General features: G+C 39.1%; 25 protein-coding genes. 20 read left to right on the top strand and 5 right to left on the bottom strand.

Annotation, left to right across the window (positions count from 1 at the left end; translation table 11 throughout):
- Nucleotides 1-11 precede the first annotated feature (11 nt).
- From G587_RS0110275 to G587_RS0110255, 5 genes are read left to right on the top strand one after another with little or no spacing between them, the layout of a single operon-like run.
- Nucleotides 12-1,103 carry a sugar kinase gene (locus tag G587_RS0110275; RefSeq protein WP_026492163.1) on the top strand — a complete coding sequence of 364 codons (1,092 nt, stop codon included), beginning with the start codon at nt 12-14 and terminating at the stop codon, nt 1,101-1,103.
- A 40-nt stretch (nt 1,104-1,143) separates the two neighbouring features.
- On the top strand, nt 1,144-1,986 hold the full coding sequence (gene kduI / locus G587_RS0110270; protein ID WP_026492162.1) for a 5-dehydro-4-deoxy-D-glucuronate isomerase: 843 nt from the start codon (nt 1,144-1,146) through the stop codon (nt 1,984-1,986).
- A 9-nt stretch (nt 1,987-1,995) separates the two neighbouring features.
- Nucleotides 1,996-2,799, top strand: a complete 804-nt coding sequence (locus tag G587_RS0110265) for a gluconate 5-dehydrogenase (RefSeq protein ID WP_026492161.1) — start codon at nt 1,996-1,998, stop codon at nt 2,797-2,799.
- Nucleotides 2,800-2,824: 25 nt separating this feature from the next.
- Complete coding sequence (gene eda, locus G587_RS0110260; protein WP_026492160.1) at nt 2,825-3,463, top strand: bifunctional 4-hydroxy-2-oxoglutarate aldolase/2-dehydro-3-deoxy-phosphogluconate aldolase; 639 nt, start codon at nt 2,825-2,827, stop codon at nt 3,461-3,463.
- Between the two features lie 8 nt (nt 3,464-3,471).
- Entirely contained in the window at nt 3,472-5,067 is a 1,596-nt protein-coding gene (locus tag G587_RS0110255; protein ID WP_026492159.1) for a glycoside hydrolase family 43 protein, read from the top strand.
- A 158-nt stretch (nt 5,068-5,225) separates the two neighbouring features.
- On the opposite strand, the gene G587_RS0110250 is transcribed toward G587_RS0110255, so the two are convergent.
- Nucleotides 5,226-5,573, bottom strand: coding sequence for a type II toxin-antitoxin system HicB family antitoxin (locus G587_RS0110250; protein WP_026492158.1), 348 nt, complete (start codon nt 5,571-5,573; stop codon nt 5,226-5,228).
- Entirely contained in the window at nt 5,570-5,830 is a 261-nt protein-coding gene (locus G587_RS0110245) for a type II toxin-antitoxin system HicA family toxin (RefSeq protein ID WP_026492157.1), read from the bottom strand. Before G587_RS0110245 ends, G587_RS0110250 begins: the two co-directional genes overlap by 4 nt.
- A 363-nt stretch (nt 5,831-6,193) precedes the next feature.
- Here G587_RS0110245 and G587_RS0110240 point away from each other — a divergent pair, with 363 nt between their 5' ends.
- From G587_RS0110240 to G587_RS0110215, 6 genes are all read left to right on the top strand, one after another.
- Nucleotides 6,194-8,767, top strand: coding sequence for a tetratricopeptide repeat protein (locus G587_RS0110240; protein WP_026492156.1), 2,574 nt, complete (start codon nt 6,194-6,196; stop codon nt 8,765-8,767).
- 46 nt (nt 8,768-8,813) lie between these two features.
- Nucleotides 8,814-9,269 (top strand): hypothetical protein, encoded by a 456-nt coding sequence (locus G587_RS22325; RefSeq protein ID WP_051200955.1) that lies wholly within the window; start codon nt 8,814-8,816, stop codon nt 9,267-9,269.
- A gap of 29 nt (nt 9,270-9,298) precedes the next feature.
- Nucleotides 9,299-9,535 (top strand): pyroglutamyl-peptidase I family protein, encoded by a 237-nt coding sequence (locus G587_RS0110230; RefSeq protein WP_026492155.1) that lies wholly within the window; start codon nt 9,299-9,301, stop codon nt 9,533-9,535.
- Between the two features lie 17 nt (nt 9,536-9,552).
- Complete coding sequence (locus tag G587_RS26495) at nt 9,553-9,675, top strand: hypothetical protein (RefSeq protein ID WP_256379313.1); 123 nt, start codon at nt 9,553-9,555, stop codon at nt 9,673-9,675.
- A 110-nt stretch (nt 9,676-9,785) separates the two neighbouring features.
- Nucleotides 9,786-10,274, top strand: coding sequence for a hypothetical protein (locus G587_RS0110220; RefSeq protein ID WP_196812556.1), 489 nt, complete (start codon nt 9,786-9,788; stop codon nt 10,272-10,274).
- A 174-nt stretch (nt 10,275-10,448) separates the two neighbouring features.
- Nucleotides 10,449-10,895 (top strand): Hsp20/alpha crystallin family protein, encoded by a 447-nt coding sequence (locus G587_RS0110215; protein WP_026492153.1) that lies wholly within the window; start codon nt 10,449-10,451, stop codon nt 10,893-10,895.
- Nucleotides 10,896-11,077: 182 nt separating this feature from the next.
- Here the strand turns inward: G587_RS0110215 and G587_RS0110210 are convergent, their stop codons facing one another.
- From G587_RS0110210 to G587_RS0110195, 3 genes are all read right to left on the bottom strand, one after another.
- Nucleotides 11,078-11,473, bottom strand: a complete 396-nt coding sequence (locus tag G587_RS0110210; protein WP_026492152.1) for a hypothetical protein — start codon at nt 11,471-11,473, stop codon at nt 11,078-11,080.
- 323 nt (nt 11,474-11,796) lie between these two features.
- Nucleotides 11,797-13,188: a hypothetical protein gene (locus tag G587_RS0110200; RefSeq protein ID WP_026492151.1), complete on the bottom strand. Its 1,392-nt coding sequence runs from the start codon at nt 13,186-13,188 to the stop codon at nt 11,797-11,799.
- Nucleotides 13,189-13,339: 151 nt separating this feature from the next.
- Entirely contained in the window at nt 13,340-13,651 is a 312-nt protein-coding gene (locus tag G587_RS0110195) for a hypothetical protein (protein ID WP_026492150.1), read from the bottom strand.
- A gap of 153 nt (nt 13,652-13,804) precedes the next feature.
- On the opposite strand from G587_RS0110195, the gene G587_RS22320 reads away from it, so the two are divergent.
- From G587_RS22320 to G587_RS0110150, 9 genes are all read left to right on the top strand, one after another.
- Nucleotides 13,805-14,473, top strand: coding sequence for a helix-turn-helix domain-containing protein (locus tag G587_RS22320; protein ID WP_035773349.1), 669 nt, complete (start codon nt 13,805-13,807; stop codon nt 14,471-14,473).
- Between the two features lie 30 nt (nt 14,474-14,503).
- On the top strand, nt 14,504-14,905 hold the full coding sequence (locus G587_RS0110185) for a DUF6483 family protein (protein ID WP_026492149.1): 402 nt from the start codon (nt 14,504-14,506) through the stop codon (nt 14,903-14,905).
- Between the two features lie 192 nt (nt 14,906-15,097).
- Nucleotides 15,098-16,144: a helix-turn-helix domain-containing protein gene (locus G587_RS0110180; protein ID WP_026492148.1), complete on the top strand. Its 1,047-nt coding sequence runs from the start codon at nt 15,098-15,100 to the stop codon at nt 16,142-16,144.
- A 17-nt stretch (nt 16,145-16,161) separates the two neighbouring features.
- Nucleotides 16,162-16,812: a hypothetical protein gene (locus tag G587_RS0110175; protein ID WP_026492147.1), complete on the top strand. Its 651-nt coding sequence runs from the start codon at nt 16,162-16,164 to the stop codon at nt 16,810-16,812.
- A 489-nt stretch (nt 16,813-17,301) separates the two neighbouring features.
- Nucleotides 17,302-17,796 (top strand): RNA polymerase sigma factor, encoded by a 495-nt coding sequence (locus G587_RS0110170; protein ID WP_026492146.1) that lies wholly within the window; start codon nt 17,302-17,304, stop codon nt 17,794-17,796.
- A 1-nt stretch (nt 17,797) separates the two neighbouring features.
- The gene (locus G587_RS0110165) at nt 17,798-18,574 is read left to right on the top strand and encodes a hypothetical protein (protein ID WP_026492145.1); all 777 of its coding nucleotides are present in this window, start codon (nt 17,798-17,800) and stop codon (nt 18,572-18,574) included.
- A gap of 229 nt (nt 18,575-18,803) precedes the next feature.
- The gene (locus G587_RS22315; protein WP_051200954.1) at nt 18,804-19,688 is read left to right on the top strand and encodes a DUF6033 family protein; all 885 of its coding nucleotides are present in this window, start codon (nt 18,804-18,806) and stop codon (nt 19,686-19,688) included.
- A 104-nt stretch (nt 19,689-19,792) separates the two neighbouring features.
- Nucleotides 19,793-20,899, top strand: a complete 1,107-nt coding sequence (locus G587_RS0110155; protein WP_026492144.1) for a hypothetical protein — start codon at nt 19,793-19,795, stop codon at nt 20,897-20,899.
- Between the two features lie 161 nt (nt 20,900-21,060).
- On the top strand, nt 21,061-21,774 hold the full coding sequence (locus tag G587_RS0110150; RefSeq protein ID WP_026492143.1) for a LytR/AlgR family response regulator transcription factor: 714 nt from the start codon (nt 21,061-21,063) through the stop codon (nt 21,772-21,774).
- Nucleotides 21,775-21,843: the final 69 nt, after the last annotated feature.

Below are 21,843 nucleotides of genomic sequence, written 5' to 3'. Positions count from 1 at the left end.
GGAGGATAAAAATGGATCTTAATTTAAGAAAAGACTGCGTTTTTGATGCAGTATCATTGGGCGAAGTAATGCTGAGACTTGACCCGGGCGAAGGAAGAATAAGAACAGCAAGACATTTTAATGTATGGGAAGGTGGCGGAGAGTATAACGTCATAAGGGGACTTAGAAGATGCTTTGGACTTAAGACCACAGTACTTACCGCTTTTGCAGACAATGAAGTCGGAAAGCTTATGGAGGATCTGATTCTTCAGGGCGGTGTAGATACATCCTTTATTAAGTGGATGAAAACAGATGGCATAGGAAGGGAATGCAGGAACGGTCTCAATTTTACAGAGAGAGGCTTTGGAATAAGAGGTGCAAAGGGATGCTCAGACAGAGCCAATACTGCTATTTCAAAGGTAAGGCCGGAGGACTTTGACCTTGAGAAGCTATTTGGTGAAATGGGAGTGAAGTGGCTTCATACAGGCGGAATCTATGCTGCTTTATCAGAACAGTCCTGTGAAACAGCTCTTGAAGTTATTAAAATTGCAAAGAAATATGGAACCATTATTTCCTATGACCTCAATTACAGACCATCCATGTGGAGTGCTATTGGCGGAATAGAAAAGGCAAGAGAGGTTAATAAGGAAATTGCCAAATATGTTGATGTGATGATTGGAAACGAAGAGGACTTCACAGCCTGTCTTGGATTTGAGATAGAAGGAAATGATGAGAACCTTTCAAAGCTTGATATTGAGGGCTATAAGAAGATGATAAGAGAGGTTGTAAAGACCTATCCTAACTTCAAGGCGGTGGCAACTACTTTAAGAGAAGTAAAAACAGCTACAGTAAATGACTGGAGTGCTCTGTGTTTTGCAGATGGAGAAATCTATAAGGCTAAGGACTATAAAGGACTTGAAATTATGGACAGAGTTGGAGGCGGTGATTCATTTGCATCCGGACTTATCTATGGCCTTATGACTACAGGTGATGCTGAGACTGCTGTTAATTACGGAGCTGCTCACGGTGCACTTGCAATGACTACACCTGGTGATACCACCATGGCTGATAAAAGTGAAGTTGAAGCAATTATGGGCGGAAAGGGAGCAAGGGTTCAGAGATAATCCTTTGTTTTAAGCCAAAAATTATGAGAGGTATTTGATTATGGAAATAAGATATTCTGCAAATCAGAGGGATGTTAAAAGATATACAACAAGCGAGCTCCGTGATGAGTTTCTGATTACTGGTTTATACGAGGCAGACAAGGTAAAGGCAGTTTACTCACATGTGGATAGAATGGTAACCTTCGGATGCATGCCTGTAAATAAGCAGATTTCATTGGATGATGGATTGGATGTTTACGCTCATTTTGGAACTTCCTATATTTTGGAACGCAGAGAGATTGGTATTTTTAACATCGGAGGCAGCGGCAAAATCAATGTAGATGGAACAGAGTACAACCTTGGACACAAGGACTGCCTTTATATCACCAGAGGAGCAAAGGAGGTTCTTTTTTCCTCAGATGATAAGGAACAGCCTGCAAAATTCTATATGGTAAGTGCTCCTGCACACTGCTCTTATGAAACAAAGCTTCTTACCTTTGCAGACGCAGTAAAGAGACCTCTTGGAAGTACCGCTGAGTGCAACAAGAGAGTTATAAACCAGTTTATTCATCCGAATGTTTTGAAGACCTGCCAGCTTAGTATGGGAATGACAGTAATTGAAGAGGGCAGCGTTTGGAATACTATGCCGTCTCATACACATGAGCGCAGAATGGAAATATACACCTATTTTGATATTCCTGAGAATCAGGTGGTTTTCCATTTCATGGGTGAGCCCGGAGAGACAAGACATATTGTAATGAAAAACGAGGAAGCTGTAATTTCTCCTTCATGGTCTATTCATTCAGGAGCAGGTACATCAAACTATACCTTCATATGGGCAATGGGTGGAGAGAATCAGGAGTTTGATGATATGGACAATCTAAAGGCAACTGACCTTTTATAAGGAGGATATATGAGCGAAGATATGTTTTCACTTAAAGGAAAAGTGGCATGGGTTACAGGTGCTGCTTATGGAATAGGCTATGCAATAGCAAAGGCGTATATTGAAGCCGGTGCCAAGGTAGTATTTAACTGTAGCAGACAGGAGACTGTGGACAGAGGACTTAAGACCTATGAGGAAGACGGACTTCTCGATTCTGTGAAAGGATATGTGTGTGATGTAACTGATGAGGATGCAGTGAAGAGCCTTCACGAGAGAATATGCAAGGAGGTTGGCGAGGTTGATATCCTTGTTAACAATGCCGGAATGATCAGAAGAGTTCCGATGATCGAGATGGAAGCAAGTGATTTCAGGCGAGTTGTTGATGTTGATCTTACAGCTGCTTTCATAGTATCTAAAACGGTTATTCCGTCAATGATGAAAAGAGGTGGAGGAAAAATCATCAATATCTGTTCAATGATGTCTGAGCTTGGAAGAGAGACTGTATCAGCTTATGCAGCTGCAAAGGGCGGACTTAAAATGCTTACAAAGAACATTGCATCTGAGTATGGAGCATACAATATTCAGTGTAACGGCATAGGTCCCGGATATATAGCTACTGAGCAGACAGCTCCTTTAAGAGAGCGTCAGAGTGATGGTTCAAGACATCCCTTTGATAGCTTCATTATTGCAAAGACTCCTGCTGAGCGCTGGGGTGAGTCAGATGACCTTAAAGGCCCTGCCATTTTCCTGGCATCAAAGGCTTCTGACTTTGTAAACGGACATATACTTTATGTAGATGGAGGCATCCTTGCTTATATAGGAAAACAGCCCTAAAACAAATTTTTTTGAGGAGACAAAAATGGAAAAGGTTATAGATAAGCTTATGACATACGGGGTAGTCCCTGTTGTTGTAATAGATGATGTTACAGATGCAGTACCTCTGGCAGAGGCTCTTATGAAAGGTGGACTGGAGTGTGCGGAGGTAACCTTCCGTACGGAAGCAGCGGCTGACGCAATAAAGGCCATGACAGAAAATTTCCCTGATATGTTTGTAGGAGCCGGAACAGTTCTCTCAGCAAAGCAGGTGGATGAAGCTATATCAGCGGGAGCAAAATTTATTGTTAGTCCGGGATTTGATCCTGAGGTGGTAGACTATTGCATCAGTAAAAATATTCCGATTATTCCCGGTACAATAACACCCTCAGAGGTAGCTCAGGGCGTAAAGAGAGGTCTTAAGGTTCTTAAATTCTTCCCTGCAGAGCAAGCAGGAGGACTTCCAATGATCAAGGCGATGGCTGCACCATACACCGGAGTGAAGTTCATGCCTACAGGTGGCATAAACGAGAAGAACTTAAGAGATTATCTTTCGTTTGACAAAATCAGTGCCTGTGGCGGAAGCTGGATGGTTAAATCCGATCTTATAAAGAGTGGCGATTTTACAAAGATTGAGCAGCTTACAGCGGAGGCTGTTAAGGCTGTAAAGGAAATAAGAGGCTAAGTTCTGTTATGTATATTGCAGATAATGGGGATGGGACATATACAAATCCCATCCTCTATTCAGATTATTCTGACCCGGATGCTATACGAGTTGAAAGCGATTTTTATATGATAGCTTCAAGCTTTAGCAATGCCCCGGGGCTTCCTATTCTTCATTCAAAGAATCTTGTTGATTGGAAGCTTATAAACTATGCTTTACCAAAGATTCCCAATAAAAGATATGACCTTCCGGTACATGGTTGTGGGGTATGGGCTCCGTCAATACGTTATCGCGAAGGTCTGTTTTATATATGCTTTCCTACACCGGATGAGGGAATTTTTATGACTACCGCAAAAGATCCGTACGGCGAATGGTCTGAGCCGGTAAACATATGTCCAGGCGCAGGCCGGATTGATCCATGCCCATTTTGGGATGATGATGGAAAAGCATATTTGGTAACTGGAGTAGCAAAAAGCCGCATTGGCTATAAAAGTGTTCTCCATATTCAGGAAATGCAACCTGATGGCTTGGGACTTATAGGTGAACCTGTAAAAGTATTTGATGGAAATGAGAATGATCAGCATACTATCGAAGGCCCTAAGCTGTATAAGCGAAATGGCATGTATTATATTTTTGCACCTGCAGGTGGTGTAAAAACCGGATGGCAAACGGTGCTTCGTTCGAAAAATATTTATGGTCCCTATGAATATAAAGTTGTTATGCGTCAGGGGAATAGTGAAGTGAACGGACCACATCAGGGTGCATGGATTGATACTTTGTCCGGAGAAAACTGGTTTATACATTTTCAGGATGTATATGCAGCAGGAAGAATAGTACATCTTCAGCCCATGAAATGGGAAAATGACTGGCCTATAATTGGAAAACCTGTTGCAGATGCCGATTATGGCGAGCCTGTAAGCAGACATAAAAAGCCTGATGTCGGAGAAGTATCCTATTTGATACGGGAATCAGATAATTCTAAGGACTTTTCAGAAGGCCGTATTAGCCTTAAATGGCAATGGAATGCTAACCCGAATTCATCCTGGTTTGATATAAAAGACGATGCCTTGCATCTTCATGCTATTAAGAAGGGTGGAGCTTATGGTGATCAGCCGAATATCCTTCTTCAGAAATGGCCTGCTTCTGAATTCTCCTGGACTGCAAGACTATCTCTTTCAAAACTTATGCAAGGGGATGAAGCAGGAATGATATCTTTGGGAATGGATTACGGAGTGATTTCTTTTTGCCACTGTAAATCACAGTTTTTTGTCAAAGTTATTAGAGGACACCAGATATTTGGGAGAATACTTGTTGAAAAGTCTGAGGAAGACTGTCTGTGCTTGAAGGTATTACCTACTGAGTCAGGTATTGTTTATGTCAGGTACGTTGTAGAAAATATCGGAAAAAGAGAAATCAATTCAGAGGATGGGATGTTTCCTGATAACCGTGTCACCATGTATTATAGTATCGATGGAGTAAACTACACTCCGGCACTAAAAATGAGAGCTGTACCGGGAAGGTGGGTTGGCGTAAAATTCGGTTTATTCTGCCTTTCATCAAGAAGCTCTTCTTCAGGCTATGTCGCAGTTGATGATGTGTTAACAAAATGTATAATTCTTGCATAAAACAAGGGCGACAGACGACATTCATGTTTGTATCTATCGATGTTAATGCCTGTGAATTTATGTTATGCTTTATTACAGAATTTATTTGCGGTCAAGATTTTTGACCGCAATATATATTTATAGAGACATGCTAAAAAATGAAAGGTTTGAAAATTGGGCTAACCTTCTAGGATGTCCAGTTCATCATCAATAGCTCTGGATACAAACTGGTTTATTGTGATTCCTTCATTGGCAGCATATAATGCAATTTTCTTATGCTGCTCAGGCTTAATGCGAACATTGAATGAGCCTTTAAATTCTCGTTCAGGATCTTTTCCAATCTTCTGGCAGTATTCAAGGTAATTATCTATACAATCATGCAGGGACTGTGTAAGCTCTTTTACTGATTCTCCATGAAAATTCAGAGAGTCATTGATGCCAAGAACGTGACCTATGAATATCTGATCTTCCTGGTCAAATTCTACTTTTGCATGATATCCATTGTATTCCATCAGTGAACTTATCATTCTATCTCACCTACTTCCTTAAGAAATACTATGACCATCTTTACGTGATACCTGTACAGTTCATTACCTGGGTGCGGACCGTCAAATTGAAGGATGCGCTTGGTTTCAACATGATAATAGCCTATTCCTGATCCTCTTCCGCCCTCGAACTTTTCGCAGCCACATTGCTTCATAAGTGTGTCCAGTTCTCTTATTGTAAAACTTGTCGGTGCGGGTTTTGACAGTAATTTTTCTAGTAATTTTGATTTCTTTGGCACAGTAATTCCTCTTGCAACTATTTTCTAGTTACAATATAACACTTTAGCCCTACCTCGTCAATTCCAACAGAGTAACAGCTAGCATTTCCTTATTTCATACATATCTTCATGTTTCAGATACAATACCTGATATGTCGGGATTATTAGTGTGTTCCATGGATCAGATATATATAAAGCCCCGCTTGAAACAGTTTGCAGCGCATGCACTCTAAGGGTGAAAGTCTCATGGGAGATTTTGGCAGAAAAGGCAGCACTTTTTCGTGATAATTGCTGTCATATTCTGCTGTTTCTGATATAGTAGTAATGTATTGTCGTAAAACAGTACAGAGGGGACAAAAAATAATAGTTGGGAGGGAACAACCTATGAGCTTATTTGGCTTTTTTGATGATGAAGTTCAGAATTTTTCTGTCTTCATTGACAATCTGGAGGAAGATGAGCGAAGGTACAAAAATGACAGTTTTTCTAATGATTCTTGGGGAGGATCTCTTTTGGGTAAAAGTCAGACTGTAGATGAGGATGATAATGATCTTAATGATGGTTATGATGCAGCTCTGGATCTGAATGAACCTAGGCAAAATAAGCCTGAGGATTATACTCTTACAAAATCTGTGGGAAATGATCAGAATAAAGGATACGCGATTTATAAAAAGAATAATAACCAGTCATCTTCTGGTGGTAATAGATATACCAGGATGGTTCAAAGGAAGTCATTCGTAAACAATAAGATAAAGCAGATTCCCAAAACAAATCCTATATGCATGAAATGTTGTTCTGAAAATATATATTACAACTCGGAGAATAAGCCTTTCTGTCGCTCATGCGCGAAAAGCAATCAGGACTCGACGGTAATATATGCATCGACAGATTTTTTTGAAAAAAAGAAACCCGTCCTTGCTGATGTAGAAGAAATGCAGTCTTATCAACTACGCAATTATTCCTGGACAAATGTTGTCAGATATGCAAGTCACCACGGGCTTCTCGGAGAAAAAAAGAACGCATATGACAATATCATAAACAATAATGATGCAAAAAGTCTGTTTGAACTTTATAAAGCTGGTAACTGTATAGCAACTGCAAAACTGGCTGAGTGTTATGCATTTGGTACAGGTGTAGAAAAGAATACTAAAGCAGCTTACAAGCTGTTTTTAATAGCTGAACAAATGGGCGAAAGTTATGCTGCTTTTATAAGGGCTAATTATCTATTCTATACGCACCATATGTCCGACTATGGATTCTCGGTATTAGGTGGCAGTGCCTGCGCAAATAATCCTGTTTCCATGTATCAGCTTGCTCAAATTATAGAGCAAAGAAAGACCGTGAATTACGAAAAGATAAGCTATGACTGGTGGAAAAAGTCAGCAAATCTTGGATTTATGCCCTCTGTGATAAAGTGCCAAAGGCACGATGCATCGACTTTTGATGAGATAGTAGATGCTTTGCGCTTGGCAGTAAAAGAAAAAATCCCCATGGCACAAAAAGAGCTTTATGAACTGTATGATAAGAAATATCAGGAAACAAAGGATGAGAAATATTTTGAATCTATCCTTTCAGACTGTTTTGACTATTACCATAACACCTGGGAAAACAATTATATAGAGAAAGGTAGAAAAGTCATTAAAAACCCTGAGAGCGTTATTGGGCAATTTGAGGAATGGCTATATGCAAATAGGGAAGAAATCACTAACGCATTGTTAGGGGATCGTAAGGTTTCTTTTGCTTTTACTGATACGGAAAAGAAAGAACTGATAAAAGAAGAGCTTGAGAAGTACATTTATAATAGGCGCATCGAAACTGATGAAACCAGTATTACGATCAATCTGGATTATACTGAAGATCTTGGTAGCGATGATGATGAAGACGAGATTGATTATGAATCCATGAATTTTGATGAATTACTTAAAAGAGCAAAAGATGGTGATTCATGGGCAGAGTTATTGGTTGGAGATGCTTATCATTATGGGAATGGTGTACCTGTAAATATCGAAGATGCGATACGTTGGTACATGAAAGCATCAAGGCATGATGAAAACTGGGGTTATGTTGAGTTAGCCCGCATTTATATGCAAAAGCATGATAAAGCTACTTATAATATTATAAAAGCGAACCAAAAAGCCTGTGCATATGGACTTTATAGCAAGGCAGCAAATAGAGGTAACGAGTGTGCGTGTAGAAAGCTTGGATCGGATTATATCAGACCTACCAGTCCTGAAAAAGACAAGGAAAGAAGGAGCTGCTATATCTGGAATATGAAAGCAGCTATCCAGGGGTCGAGCGATGGCTATAACATGCTTGCCATCTGTTATCAGGAACGATTGGGTATAGATATAAGAGACTATGTTAAGGCATTCAATCTCTATAAAAAATCAGCTGATATGGGTAACAGTCATGCCATGTTTAATCTAGGCTTATGTTATGAAGATGGTATCGGTGTTCCAAAGGACTATAATCTTGCAGCAAAATGGTATAAAAAAGCGCATGATAATGGGGAAGAAAATGCAGCTGAGAAATGTGACAGGTTATACAGAGAAAACAAGGTAAGCAGCCAGAATAATATTACGAATGTAGATGCAGCAAGTGTTGAAAAAGGATCGGTTAGTGAGTTCTACGAGAGAGTAATGGAACACCTTGAAAAAGGGTATTTTGAAGATGCCGCAGCTAATATAAGACATATAGAAGAGACTATTTTGTCTTATTTTGTCCAGATCTTCATACCGGAATGTGTTTTTGACAATAAGGGAGAGCAGCGCAAAAAGCTAGAAAACGCAAAGGTGATTCCAAAGCACTATATTGAGATCCTATATAATATTTCAAAAGTTGGTAATAGCGGGGCACATGCAAACGGTTCAAAATCTGTAAGTGTAACTGAACAGGATATAAGAAGGGTGATTCCGCCGCTTAAGGATCTTATAAATTACTATGAAGAGTTTGGCATGTAATTAGCACCACGTATGTTGGGCATGGGCTATAGAGTTTAACCAGAGAGTGGATGATACAGTAGATAAGCTCTATAAGCTACTTGATGTAGAACCCGTGCCTAAAAGACAGGTTCACGACGGTGTCAGTGAGATACATCCAAAGGCGGAAGGCTGGATGGAGCAGCATGAAGAACTGTGGGATTTCCTTGTTCCAGGCTCAGGTGCATGTTCCATTGTTCAGGGTGAAGTTATAAGAATAACCGGAAGACTTTCCCATGAAGTACTTGATAATGGCGGTGCCAACTGGGATCATGAATTCAGAAAAATGGTCAATGCATTAAAAGAGTACTTTAAAGAAGGGCAGGGGTTGTCAGACTCAGAACTGCTTGAGGTTGAAGAAATCGCAAAAACCTTGCCCAATCAGGGTAAAACAGAGATGTATAGGCTTGAGGAGCTCGCTGTTAAGTGGGTGCTTCAAAATCCCATTCCAATCAAACTTGAAAGCGTAAGCTATTCTAGGTGATTGAGGCGCTTTCTAGAAGGAGATAAACCATGACAAAGGAAGGAATACCTTCTGAGCTTTCATATTCAGCAGGAGCTTATGTATGCAACGACCTTTTCTATAGGGTAATGCATTACCTGAAAGAAAAGGCTCTTGATATTCATGCAGGATTTATCCATGTACCTAATCCAGCTGAATCGGATGCGGAAACAAAATCTGAGCTTGGCATAGGCGAAATCGCCAAGGGGATTCAGATATGCGTAGAGACTGCTTTGAAAGAGGTTTGACTAATATGTGGCGGACTTTGATTTATTACTTGCCTGAGTACTGTGATATAGCTAAGGCATTGCAAGGCGACTACCCTTCAGCACATGATAAAGGACAGGGAAGCTACAGCAAGTACTTCATCATCAGCAGGTGCATCTAATTAAATCTTATGAGGTCGGATTTGCGAGTGATATCGGAGTCCGGCCTTTTTTATGTTATAGTAGTGATTGGATAAAAAAAGAATGTGAATAAAGGATTTAAGAAATGCATATGAAAAAGGTGCTAAAGAGAATCGGGCTTGTTGTAATTATGGCATTTAACCTTTTGCTCATATTTATAATATTAAGATTTTTATGGTATTTTCCCTCTTATTACCTTCATCTGGATTTTTCTCAGAACTTCAGAAAAGTGGAGGGTTATGAAGACATAGTATTTACTTGCAATGATAGCGCATACAGTCGGACATTCTGGGGGCTTTCAAAAAATGCCATCGATGTAACTGGACTGGAGAAAGAACAACACGAGTCAGATGAAATATATGAAAAGCTTAGGAGCCTAGTAGGCAATGATTACTATATCGACCAGTACGTTCTGTCTCCTGATGAAGATCGTATTCTTTATGAGGAGATGCATCCCTGGGGAGCAGGTGCTCCGACAGATGATGAGGATATCTATTTTAAGGTTGTAGACCTTAATGATGGGAGCATAGTTACTCTATTTAAAGGACCTCAGCAGTTTTTTGATATTTATTGGAAATGATATAAAAATCCTATAAGAAAATTAGCACTCTACTTGACAGAGTGCTAATTTGGTGTTATACCATATATAGAACAAAGGAACAGAGAAGACCATAAGGACTTAAGTTCCCTAGATCTGAACCCTCCGTCCCAATGCTCAAAAATAAATGTTTTTGATGCAAAGGAGGAAAAAACTATGTTAGCACCAAGTATTTTTGAAGAGAGACTTTTTGATGATCTGTTCAACTTCCCGGATTTCAGGGATTTGAACCACATGGAGCGTAAGCTCTACGGACGTCACGCCGACAGGCTGATGAAGACTGACGTTAAGGAAGAGGATAACCAGTATGAGGTCAGCATCGATCTTCCTGGATTCAGCAAAGAAGATATTAATCTCGAACTAAACGAAGGTTATCTTACGATCAGTGCTTCAAAGAACATGAACAATGACAAGAACGATAAGAAAGGACGTCTGATCAGGCAGGAGCGATACAGTGGCTCGATGCAGAGAAGCTTCTATGTAGGCGACCAGATCACAGAAGAGGACGTAAAGGCAGCCTTCCATCACGGAGTTCTGACACTTACCATTCCTAAGAAAGAACAGGAAAAGCTTCCTGAAAAGAAACATATCATGATAGCTTAAGAGCCAATAGGCTCCACATAATAAGAAAACTCCTAAAAGGCATCCCGAGATCACCTCGGGATGTTTTTTGTATTATGATTTTCACGACAAATCAGAGCAAGAAATGTCGGGTAATACTAACACCATCGGATTAAACTGATACTATAAATATCAGGAAGAGGTACTTTTATTATTTGATATCTTTATATATTCCAATAAATAATCTTTTGAAAAGTCAAAACAGAGAATGGAATAACAACAATTATTATGCAAAGCAGCAAGGCAATAACCTTATATGCTGTACTTTTTTTCCATAGTAATTGATACATAACAAACTGTAATATCGTAATTACTGAAAAATAAAGAAGCCATTTTAATTCCCATAGAACAATATCTATCATTGATTCATCCGAAAAATGTGTAAATGCAATGGCTATAAAAAATATCCAAAGAAAAGGAATAAGCATAAAAGCTTCATACCCCATCAGAGCTAATGCTCTCTTTCTTTTACCTGCATTTCGTGAAAAAAAAACAATGCAGGCAGATAATAATGACAATATGACTGTTCTGTAGAAATCCGAAAAAATAATTTCTGCCATTACATCTCCAATTCCCATTTTTGAATTAATGAAATAAAGTTTATCCTCGCAAAATTCTCTTTCTGCATGTCATTAGATACTCATATCTTAATCATTGTCTTTTGTACGCCTGCAACCAACTTCTTCGCCGATCCAAAACAGTACTAGAAAAATCATCGCAATTATACAATTTGCCTTATTGAAGAATTTCCAATAAAAAAAGTAAATATAATAAATTGTAGCCAGTCAGGCATAAAAATCAGTATTGTTTGTAAAGCAGTTAGTATTATCAGAAATAGAAATAATGGTTTCAATTCTTTTTTCATCTTTTTGCCACAAATACTTTATTGTTCTCCAAGATATTTAAAACTAATACCATCGTCATAAGACACATACAATCCGGACGGGTGCTTTTCTAGTTCATCGTTATAATAATCACCTGACCATGGACTCTGTCCTGCAAGCATATACAGAGTAGCTCCTTCGGTCCATACTTTTTCAGGGATAGTAAATGGATTATAAATTGTTCCATCTGAAAGCTCAACCTCTGCTGAAGGATATTCAATCTGTGTAAAAGATTTCCCTCCGTCATCGGTCCTAAAGAGCATTCCATCATCCCCACCATTATATGTTAGACATGAAAATCCAAGATTTGAATTATCTATAAAATCAATCCATGTTGCCTGGCCACCACTTCCACAAAAAGGATCTTCATTTACCAGTACCGGGATAGTTTCACCCTTTTTATATGCCGCAAATACGTAATAGCTGCTTCCAGCTGCACGATCTACAGGAAGCATCCCATAAACTGTTCCGTCTTCGGACGTATATGTGCACTCAGGCTCAATAGCTGAATAGTCTTCGTAGTCATTATTATCGCCTGAATCCAACATACCATAAGTCTCATTTCTTAAAGGCTGATCAGCATCCAGATCCGGAACCGTGAACCACACTCGATAATCAAATGAATCCCAGTCTCCTCCGATATTTCTTACATCACGAATCCTGAATTTCAAAGCGTATGTACCGGGTTTCAGAGCTCCCAATTTTCTTCCCCAATCAAGTGACAGACTTCCCGAAGAATTCTTATCAATGGTATAAGTCTGATCTTCATCTCCAATATAATCCGTAAATCCCCAGTTCCCTTCATTTTCATCATACAGAATCACGCAATAACACTGATCCACAGTGATATTGCCGGAAACATACCCGCCTTTTTGTGAATACTTAAGAGTACATCCTACAGGAGTAACATCTTCTGTAGTAAACGAAAGTCCTAAGCCACCCATATCTTCCAAAGTACCATGTGAAACCCATGATAGAGACTGCTGGTAATCCTTATAGGTAAGAACAAGATGTTTACCATCTTCACCAAAAGAATAATTCGCATATTCGTCTCTGTCATCATAATGAAGAACAAGTTTTTTCCCATCTGTCACTTCATATGTGAACTCCTCGATATCGCCCTCGTAAAATCTGACACGCCTTCCGCTATTATCATCTTTAAAGTCATAGTAGTAACTGATATCACCATAGTCCTCTACCTGCCAAACTCCAGCATGGATAGGCATTTCTGACTTGAAGATTTCTTCAGGTTCCTGCGTGGTTGAGCTTTCTTCAACAGATTCTTCTATAACAGCTTCATTATCTTGTTTTATTTCATTTTTATTTGAAAAAGAGCATGCAGACAAAACAAGCATACTTAAAAGGATACTCCCCAAAACCTTATATCTCATATCAATTCTCCCATCTAATTATTCCCTCGCTACTTATTCTATCACCATCATACAGGTCGTGTGGGCAACTCGAACTCGAATGCCCGTTCTTTCCTGTTTATGTTGGGAGTATCCATTCCGTCATTTATATTTTATACTTTATACTCCCATATCAAAACAGTTCATTCGTTGCAAAAACATAGCCAAGTTCTTCGTGATTTCGCCATGCAAGAGGATCTTTTAATTCTTCAGCTTTTTCTCTAGGCAGGGTAACAACATAATTTAATGCTTTCTTTGTTTCCTCAAGGATTTTTTTGAGGTTTTCTATCTGTTTATTTGCAGATACTTCAGATTTCTGCCACTTATTTATTAGTCTTCTTAAAAGCATCTGATCTCTGTAGATTATTTTCTTAGGTTCAATAAGCCGCTTTTGATTTCTTTTTTCCGCAGCAGCTTCACGCCTTTTTCTAGCTTCCTCATACATGGCAGTACATGATTTATTAAATTGTGTACTGCTATTTTTATGGCTATAATGTATTAGACAAGTCTGTCTAATAGCATAAAAACGGCATTTCTCGCTTTGTGTCGTGTTTGTATTAGACAGCTTTCTATATTCTGTGAGTGAAAGGAGGAACTAATGGATTCACAGAAAATTGGAGCATTCTTACGGGTACTTCGTAAGGAGAAAAACTTAACACAGGAGCAGCTTGCTGAAATATTAAATGTTTCTGGCAGGACTGTATCACGGTGGGAGACGGGAACAAACATGCCGGATCTTTCTATCATGATAGAGCTTGCAGATTATTATGATATCGATGTCAAGGAGCTTCTAAATGGAGAAAGGAAAAGCGAGATGGATAAAGAATTAAAGGAAACACTTAAAACTGTAGCAGAGTATACTGATGAACAGAAAAAGGCAGCCGTAAAAGCAAGTAATTATGGATTTGTTACCATCTTTATCATAAGTGCGATAGCCATATTGATTCAGATGATTGCCTTTATGGATATGAAATTGGTTATAGGAGAGACGGTTGCAGTGCTACTTGGCGGGATGGCTTACCTGATGCTGATAGTAAGAGCCGGGGCATGGAATTATCCTAAGAGCAACGGGGATACATTAAAAAAAGACGTTATCAGTAGCTTAGCATGCACAATAGTTTTTACCGTTGCATTTTTCTTTATGTTAAGTAAGGCTATTCCCGGGCAGGAACTGAAGTACTCTTTGTTATTCTTTATTGTAATATTTGCAGTTTCATTAGGCGTTCTGAGGCTGTTATCATCAATATCGTCAAAGCATACCAAGTAATGCAGCTCCGACTATTAACGGAGGTGACCTATGACATTTGATGATGAAAAAGACTATATCATGAGGATTATCAAAGAAGTAGCAAGAGTCCTCTTCTCATTGATGCTTGGCAAAAAATATGTTGCGGTAGAAATGGAAAAAGATAATGGATATGAAGTTTCAGGGAAAAAACTTGAGGATTTCCTAATGATGATTGATCAGGGAATGATAAACGAAGCTGAAAATCAGCTCTTGGATAATATCGATTATTCCGATAAAGAAAATGTTGCTGCTGCAGCCTTGTTCTATCAATATTTATCAGAGAAAAGTGAAAGCTTCCTGACAGAACATGACTTTTCAAAGGGAGAGGTCTTAGATGGAATGAACCGGTTGGTTCAGAAAGCTGGATATGGAGATCTGCTAAATATAGTTGAGGGATTACAGGTACTATAAGCATATTATTGGAAGGTTAAAGGGTGTGTGCCTTAAATAACAGTCACATGCCTTTTTATATATGAAGAATCAAGAATTTCTCACTGGTTAAAAATATTTCCAAATGATTAACCTGAATTCAATAGCAAAATCAGATCCTCTTAGGTATCATTATTATTGAACCGGTTCCAATACTGTTTGGAGGAATTGCAGATGACTATTGGAAAAGTAATAAGAAAGTACCGCAAAGAAAACGGGCTGACACAAGAGGAAATGGCTATCAGGCTTGGAGTGAGTACTCCTGCGGTAAATAAATGGGAGAAGGACAATACCCTTCCGGATATCTCGCTATTAGTGCCTATTGCAAGATTATTTGGCATTTCTACTGATGAACTACTGTCATTTAAAGATGATATCACTGATAAAGAGATCGATATCTTCATCAAGGAATTGGATAGGAGATTGAAGCAGGAGCCATTTGAGGATGTCTTTGCTGATGCTAAAAAGAAAATTGAAGAATATCCCTGCAACGAGAAGCTGAAGTGGCAAGTAGCTGTTGTACTCAATGCGGCGAGACTTCTTAATGAAGTAGACAACAGCGGCCAATATGATGAGGCAATCCGTTCATGGTTTTCTGGGTTGTTGGGATCAGAGGATTTATCAATCCGGAAATCGGCAGCGGAATCGCTTTTTCATTATTATTGCAGAAAAGAGGATTATCAAACTGCAGAAAAGTATCTCCAATACTATTCAGAGGACAATCCGGAACGCAAAGTGCTCCAGGCAAATATATTTACGAAAACAGGACGGATTAGCGAAGCTTATGTAGCATATGAAGAGCTGATGCTTGCAGAAGTTAATCGGCTTCGCATTATAATGAATGCGTTGCAGGTTCTGTGTGAGGAAGACGGCAATTTGGAACAGGCTCATAGAGTAGCTGATGCCAATGAAAATGTAGCAAAATGTTTTGACATGGGTGTTTATCAGGAAAAATCAGTACAGTTAGAACTTGCTGCATATGAGAAAAATGTCGATGAAACAGCCAGGATTATGGAGGCTCTGATTGACAACTGCGCGTCTATATCAGACTTTACCAAGTCAAATCTGTTTTCACACCTTACATTTAAGCAGTCGGGTAAGGATTTTTATGCGGAGTTACAGGCTGAACTGATTAAAAGGTTCTGCGACGAAAAGACTTTTGGATATATGAGTGGTAATATTTATTGGGAGACTTTAAAAGACAAAAGTCATAAAAAATAAAGATGGGGAATTATTTAATGAAAAAGGTATTGTCTGCAATAACTATATTGGGTCTTAGCATAGGATTACTTGGATGCGGAAAGAATTTCTCACTATCAGCAAATGCTTCTGAAGATGAACAGGTTCAGTGTCCAAAAGTACACAAATGCTCATTTGTATCACTGACAGAAGATTATGATGAGGAAGAGCAAGAGTGGTATTTAGATTCCAATACATTCAGGCATACCATGAAATATGATTTAAATGATTTTTATCGCCATAATGACAACTATGAAGCAATATACCGTACTTATAAAAATGTTCAAAGAAACAGCTCTAATTATATGATTATCTATGCAAGTCAAAACCTGGATAATCTTAGAGAAGAAGCAGCCTTGAACGAACACTATCACTTTATAGTTCTTGATCTTGTAGATGAGGATAGACTTCCTAATGATGGCGAACAGTATCAGACACTTGTTTTTGATGTTGAGACTGGTGATTATTGGGTTGGCAATAGTAGCGAGGCATTATCTGTCTATGGAAAATGCATTGATGAAGATTATAGCGCCGATTCAGATCTGATTGAGTATGTCGAAGGGAAATGGCCTGTTCCGGAATATATGACTTTTTATGAATACTTATGTTCTATGGATTGGATGCCAGGTGGAAAGACAGATGATCTGTGATTTATGGGCTGGTATTGCAGTAATATGGAAGACCTTCAGGATTTTGTTTTCTGAAGGCCTTTTTTCTTACAACTTGTTATTAACATACTTGATTTGATTGATATGGGTGACAGCGATGTAATCATTGCCGGATTACGAAAAGAAAAAGGATATACGCAAAGTCAACTTAAAAATCCTATATCTTATAGCGAGTTATATTCTCCCAATCAGTAGGTAATCCCATATGTTTTAGCAAATCCGTTTTGGTAAGTCTTTGGCTTTTCTTGCAGTATTGATTTATGAGCTTCTTAAGACAAGCTGGAATGCCAGAAAATTGTAAAGCAGAAACAGTCATAATTGTATAAGAACAGTGCATGAAAATAGTTATCTGTAATAGCGGATGGCTATTTTTTGTATAAAAAGATGTATGCAGTGTCCAATTTGGACTTTATAAATCGTATTATTAGTAGAAGGCCTTCTAAAAGGAACAGAAAGCGAGATTACTCACACATGGATGAACAGGAAGTCAGGCGAGTTGTAAAGGATTACTCTGATATGATCAAGAGGATCAGTTACAACTACCTTCAGCACAGTTATGACTGCGACGATATCTGCCAAACTGTTTTCTTAAAGTATTTAACCGGAAATATCTCATATGAAAGCCGGGAGCATGAAAAGGCATGGATGGTAAGAACAACAATAAATGCCTGCCATGATCTGAAGAAAAGTGCTTTTTTCAGGAAAACAGTAGCGTTGGATGAAGTCACTGAGAAGGAAGCGCCACAGGTAAAGAACTCAGAGATACTTGATGAGATATGGAAACTCCCAAGTAATTACAGAACTGCCATCTATCTGTATTATTACGAGGGATATAATACTGAAGAAATTGCAGATATCATGGGCAAAAGAAAAACAGCAGTTTCAAAGTATCTCTCAAGGGGCAGAAGAATTCTTAAAGATACATTGTCAGATGAATATACACCCAGAAATAAGGCAGGTGAATAATATGGGAAATGAAAGAATAGAGATCTACAAAGAATCCATGGAGAGTATCAAATTTTCTGATTATGAAAAGGAGCATATGATCCACCAGATACTGAATGGTGGAGCTAAAGATGGAGGTCGTATGAAAGGAAAACTTGATATTAAAAAGCTTGGAATAACTATAGCAGCATGCCTGATATTATTTAGTGTGACAGCCCTTGCAGCAGGGGAAGCAGTAAGTATTGTTGGGGGGAACATAATAGGTACCAGAACAAGCAGCTTCGAAGATCTGTCAAAAATTGAAGAGAAGGCGGGGATGGATATCATTGCTGTTGAATCATTTAGCAATGGGTATACTTTTGATTATATGGAAGTTTCTGAGGCTAAAACACAGGATGCAGAAGGCAATGATCTTAGAAGCTTTAAGGGCATAGACTTAACCTATGCAAAAGATGGATGCCCTGATATTTATATTGGTATGGATCAGGCAGATATGTACGGTGATCCTCATGATAGGGATACGGCTGTTAGGGAAATTGACGGTATAACAGTTCACTATAACTATGATGAATACCTAAATCTTCCTGGGGATGAAAGACCTACAGAAGAGGAACTACAACGAACAGAAACAGATAATCATTTCTTTATCAGTGATGGAAGTGATGAGCGTTATACTTCCTATGTGAGTGGCATCGATTTTGAAATAGATGGCATAGCCTATATAATGATAGGCTTTGACATTGATATGTCAGCGGAGGATCTTTTTGGAATGGCTGAGGAAATCATCACTGCAAGGTAAGAAATGATTAAAGAGCATTCCTCAATGTGAACAGCCCCCTATCTACTTGACAGGGGGCTGTTCAAAAACGAGAGTACCTTTTTATATTTTTTTAATAAATTCAGGGTGTATTCCTGCAGAAGTTAAGACGATAAAAGATATATAAGAAATGGATAAGTGTCTTACTATGCGTTTTTAGATATAAATGAATGAAAAGGATGTCGGCTTTTTTACAAGGAGGTAGATCAGTATGACAGGAATTAATGGCATTTCTGCATATCAGCAGATAAATCCGAGTGTCCATAACGAGAAATCGGGAGTGTCTAAGACTCCTGATACAGGTAGGGCAGATCAGGCTGGTTCAGCAAAAAATTCTCAGCAGGCTAAAGTAGAAACAAAAGCGTGGAGTCCGATAGATACCACGAGTTCACTTGTGCCCAGAAAAACTGAATATGGGATGACTATTGGAGATGTGCAGCTTTCCGATAAGGCAAAGGACTACTATAATTCGCTGAAATCAAAATATCATAACATGGAGTTCATTGCTGTCAGCAAGGATATGAAAGCACAGGTCCAGCAGAATGCTGCCTCCTATGGAAATGCCAACAAAATGGTAGTTCTTATAGATGAAGAGAAGCTTGAGCGGATGGCGACGGATGAATCATATCGCAAAAAATATGAGGGAATCATTGCTATGGCACAGACAAAGATGTCAGAGGCTAAGATGGGACTTGCCAGCAGCGGCGCAAGTGTTAAGAATTTTGGGATGAGTGTTGATTCTAATGGTAAGGAGAGTTTCTTTGCCACTGTAAATAAATCTTCAGATCTTCAGAAAAAGCGTACAGAAAAGAAAGCAGCAGAGAAGAAGGCTCAGAAACTTCAGGAGAAGAAGAAAGCGGAAAAGAAGGCGCAGGAGGAACGTATCCAAAAAGCCAGGGATAAAAAAGCTGAAAAGGAAGATACTGATAAAGAGGATTCCAGGATTAAAGATGACGAGGAATATGTAACATTCGAAGCAGATTCCATGGATGAACTTCTCTCTAAGGTGCAGACATACTCATACAATAATGCATCCGGAAAAGTTATGACTCAGGCCGAGCAGATGGTAGGAACAAAGATAGATTTCAGAGGCTGATGTTTTATGCACACAGCCGCACAGTGGAAATTGCTGCTATGCAGCGTGCGGCTGGCGCGAGAGGAATCGTATAAATACGATTCCTATATGTTATGAGGTACGGCATGAATATATCATTTATTGCGAATAATCTATATAGTTCACAGTACATGAAGAATGCCCAGGGGAATCTCTATGCTCAGAAGACTGACGGAGGCATGAAGAATACAATTATGGGAAAGATGCCGGTAAATCCTTTTGTATCAAGCTTTGACAGAAGAACAGACAATGAGGTTAATGATCGAAAAGGATTATCACAGCAGATGCGGCAGATGATACGCTCACTGAAGCAGGATTCTCAGCAAGATCAGAATAATAAAAAAATAAATGATTTTCTGACATCATCCGGTTCCCCGGATGCAGCAGAGGAAGAGACAGCGCCTAAGCCGACCTATAATTATAAAGAGGTTGCATCCAAAATACAGAGTGCCAAGACATCAAACAGTGCCGGGCAGGCAGTACTGGCAGCAAAAAGAGCTGTGACGCAGATAAAGAGAAAGATTTCTGCGGGGGATGGTGATCCTGAGGAACTACAGTTTGCTTTAACCCATGCAAAGCGCATGGAAATGGTGGCAAGGAAAAAGAAACATCATCTGGAGCTGGAAGAAATGGTGGCTCGTGCTCAGAAGCAGGATGAGCGCCTTGACGAACAGGAAGATGCTGTTCGGGGTATTCAGAGTACCATAACACAGGCAGAGGAAGAAAAGATCACTGAGAAAGAAGACCAAATCTTCGATGAGCGCGAGGAGATGCTGGAGGAAGCTCTAGAACAAATCGAAGAAAGCGGAGCTAATGTTTCGGATGAAATGATGGCTGATCTGAACAAGATGATCTCTGAATTTGGCGAGGAAGAACTGGAAGAGTTGGAAGAAACTATGGAGATGCTTGAAGATATGGAAGTGGTAGATCCGCATATGAGCAAAGAGGATTTTGAGGATCTAAAGCGGAAGCATAGGGCTTCGGAAAACAAGGCTATTGTAAAAGCAAATATGGAATACCTTAAAGATATGATCAAGCATGAGCTTGGAAAAGCCGGAAGTATTCCCGGTATGGGAGGTGGACAGTCAGCTTCTGCAGTGGTTGGAAGCCCTGCAGTGCAGGGGGTAACCGTATCAATGCCGGCAATGGCAGCTCCGGTTTCAGATGGGGGTTCGATTGATGTTCAGATTTAAACAGTATGGTTAAAAGTTATATTGTTAATGTAAAGTCGGATGGAAAATATTTCTATCCGGCTCTTTTTTGCCCTTTCAGATATGAAAAAGGTCGTTTCGTGATCAAATCATAGTATTTCTTATGTGATTATGATACGAATAACTTGGAGGAATATTGCCTTATGAAGATAGCAGTATGCGATGATGAAGAAAGAATAAGAAAAATTATAGTGTCGGAACTGAATGCATCGTTTTCGGATGATGAGATTAGTTGCTTTTGCACTGGAGAAGACGTCTTGAGAGTTGTGGAACAAGATGGTTATATGCCTGATATTATTCTTCTGGATATTATGATGCCCGGAGTGTCTGGAATGGATGTCGCCAGGAAACTTCGTGATATTAGCGATGAGGTTGTTATCATTTTTATAACTGGAGAAAAGCAGTATGTATTTGATGCTTTTGATGTAAGAGCATTTCATTTCCTTGTAAAGCCATTCTCAAATAAGAAGATGGTTAATGTGATAAAAGATGCAAAAGTGGAAATTGCTAAATCGGCTACTAATTCTCAAAAGAAGTATGTGATGTTGAACTCACGAGGCAGTCATATAAGGCTGTGTGTTTCAGACATTGTTTTTGCAGAAGTGTATGGTGCCAGGATAATCGTACACACAAGAACTGATGAAATTGAATATTATGGACATCTATCAGAACTTGAAAAGCTTGTAGGTGATGATTTTTTAAGGACTCATAGAGGATATCTTGTAAATCTACGATTTGTAAAGAGGTATGATTCGGGAACGTGCTATATGGCAAGGGGTGAAGCACTTATCTCAAAACAAAACTATCCGGTTTTTGTAAAAGCCCTGATGGATTACAACAAAAAGAGAGCGGAGTAAGGTATTACTTCAAAAATTATAGAGGTGAAGAGAATTAATGATTACTGAAGCCATGTGGGACCAGGTAAA

Origin of the sequence: Butyrivibrio sp. XPD2002 (assembly GCF_000423945.1) — a bacterium.
In the GTDB taxonomy this organism is placed as follows: Bacteria; Bacillota; Clostridia; order Lachnospirales; family Lachnospiraceae; genus Butyrivibrio.
This window is presented reverse-complemented; position numbering and strand designations above follow the sequence as displayed.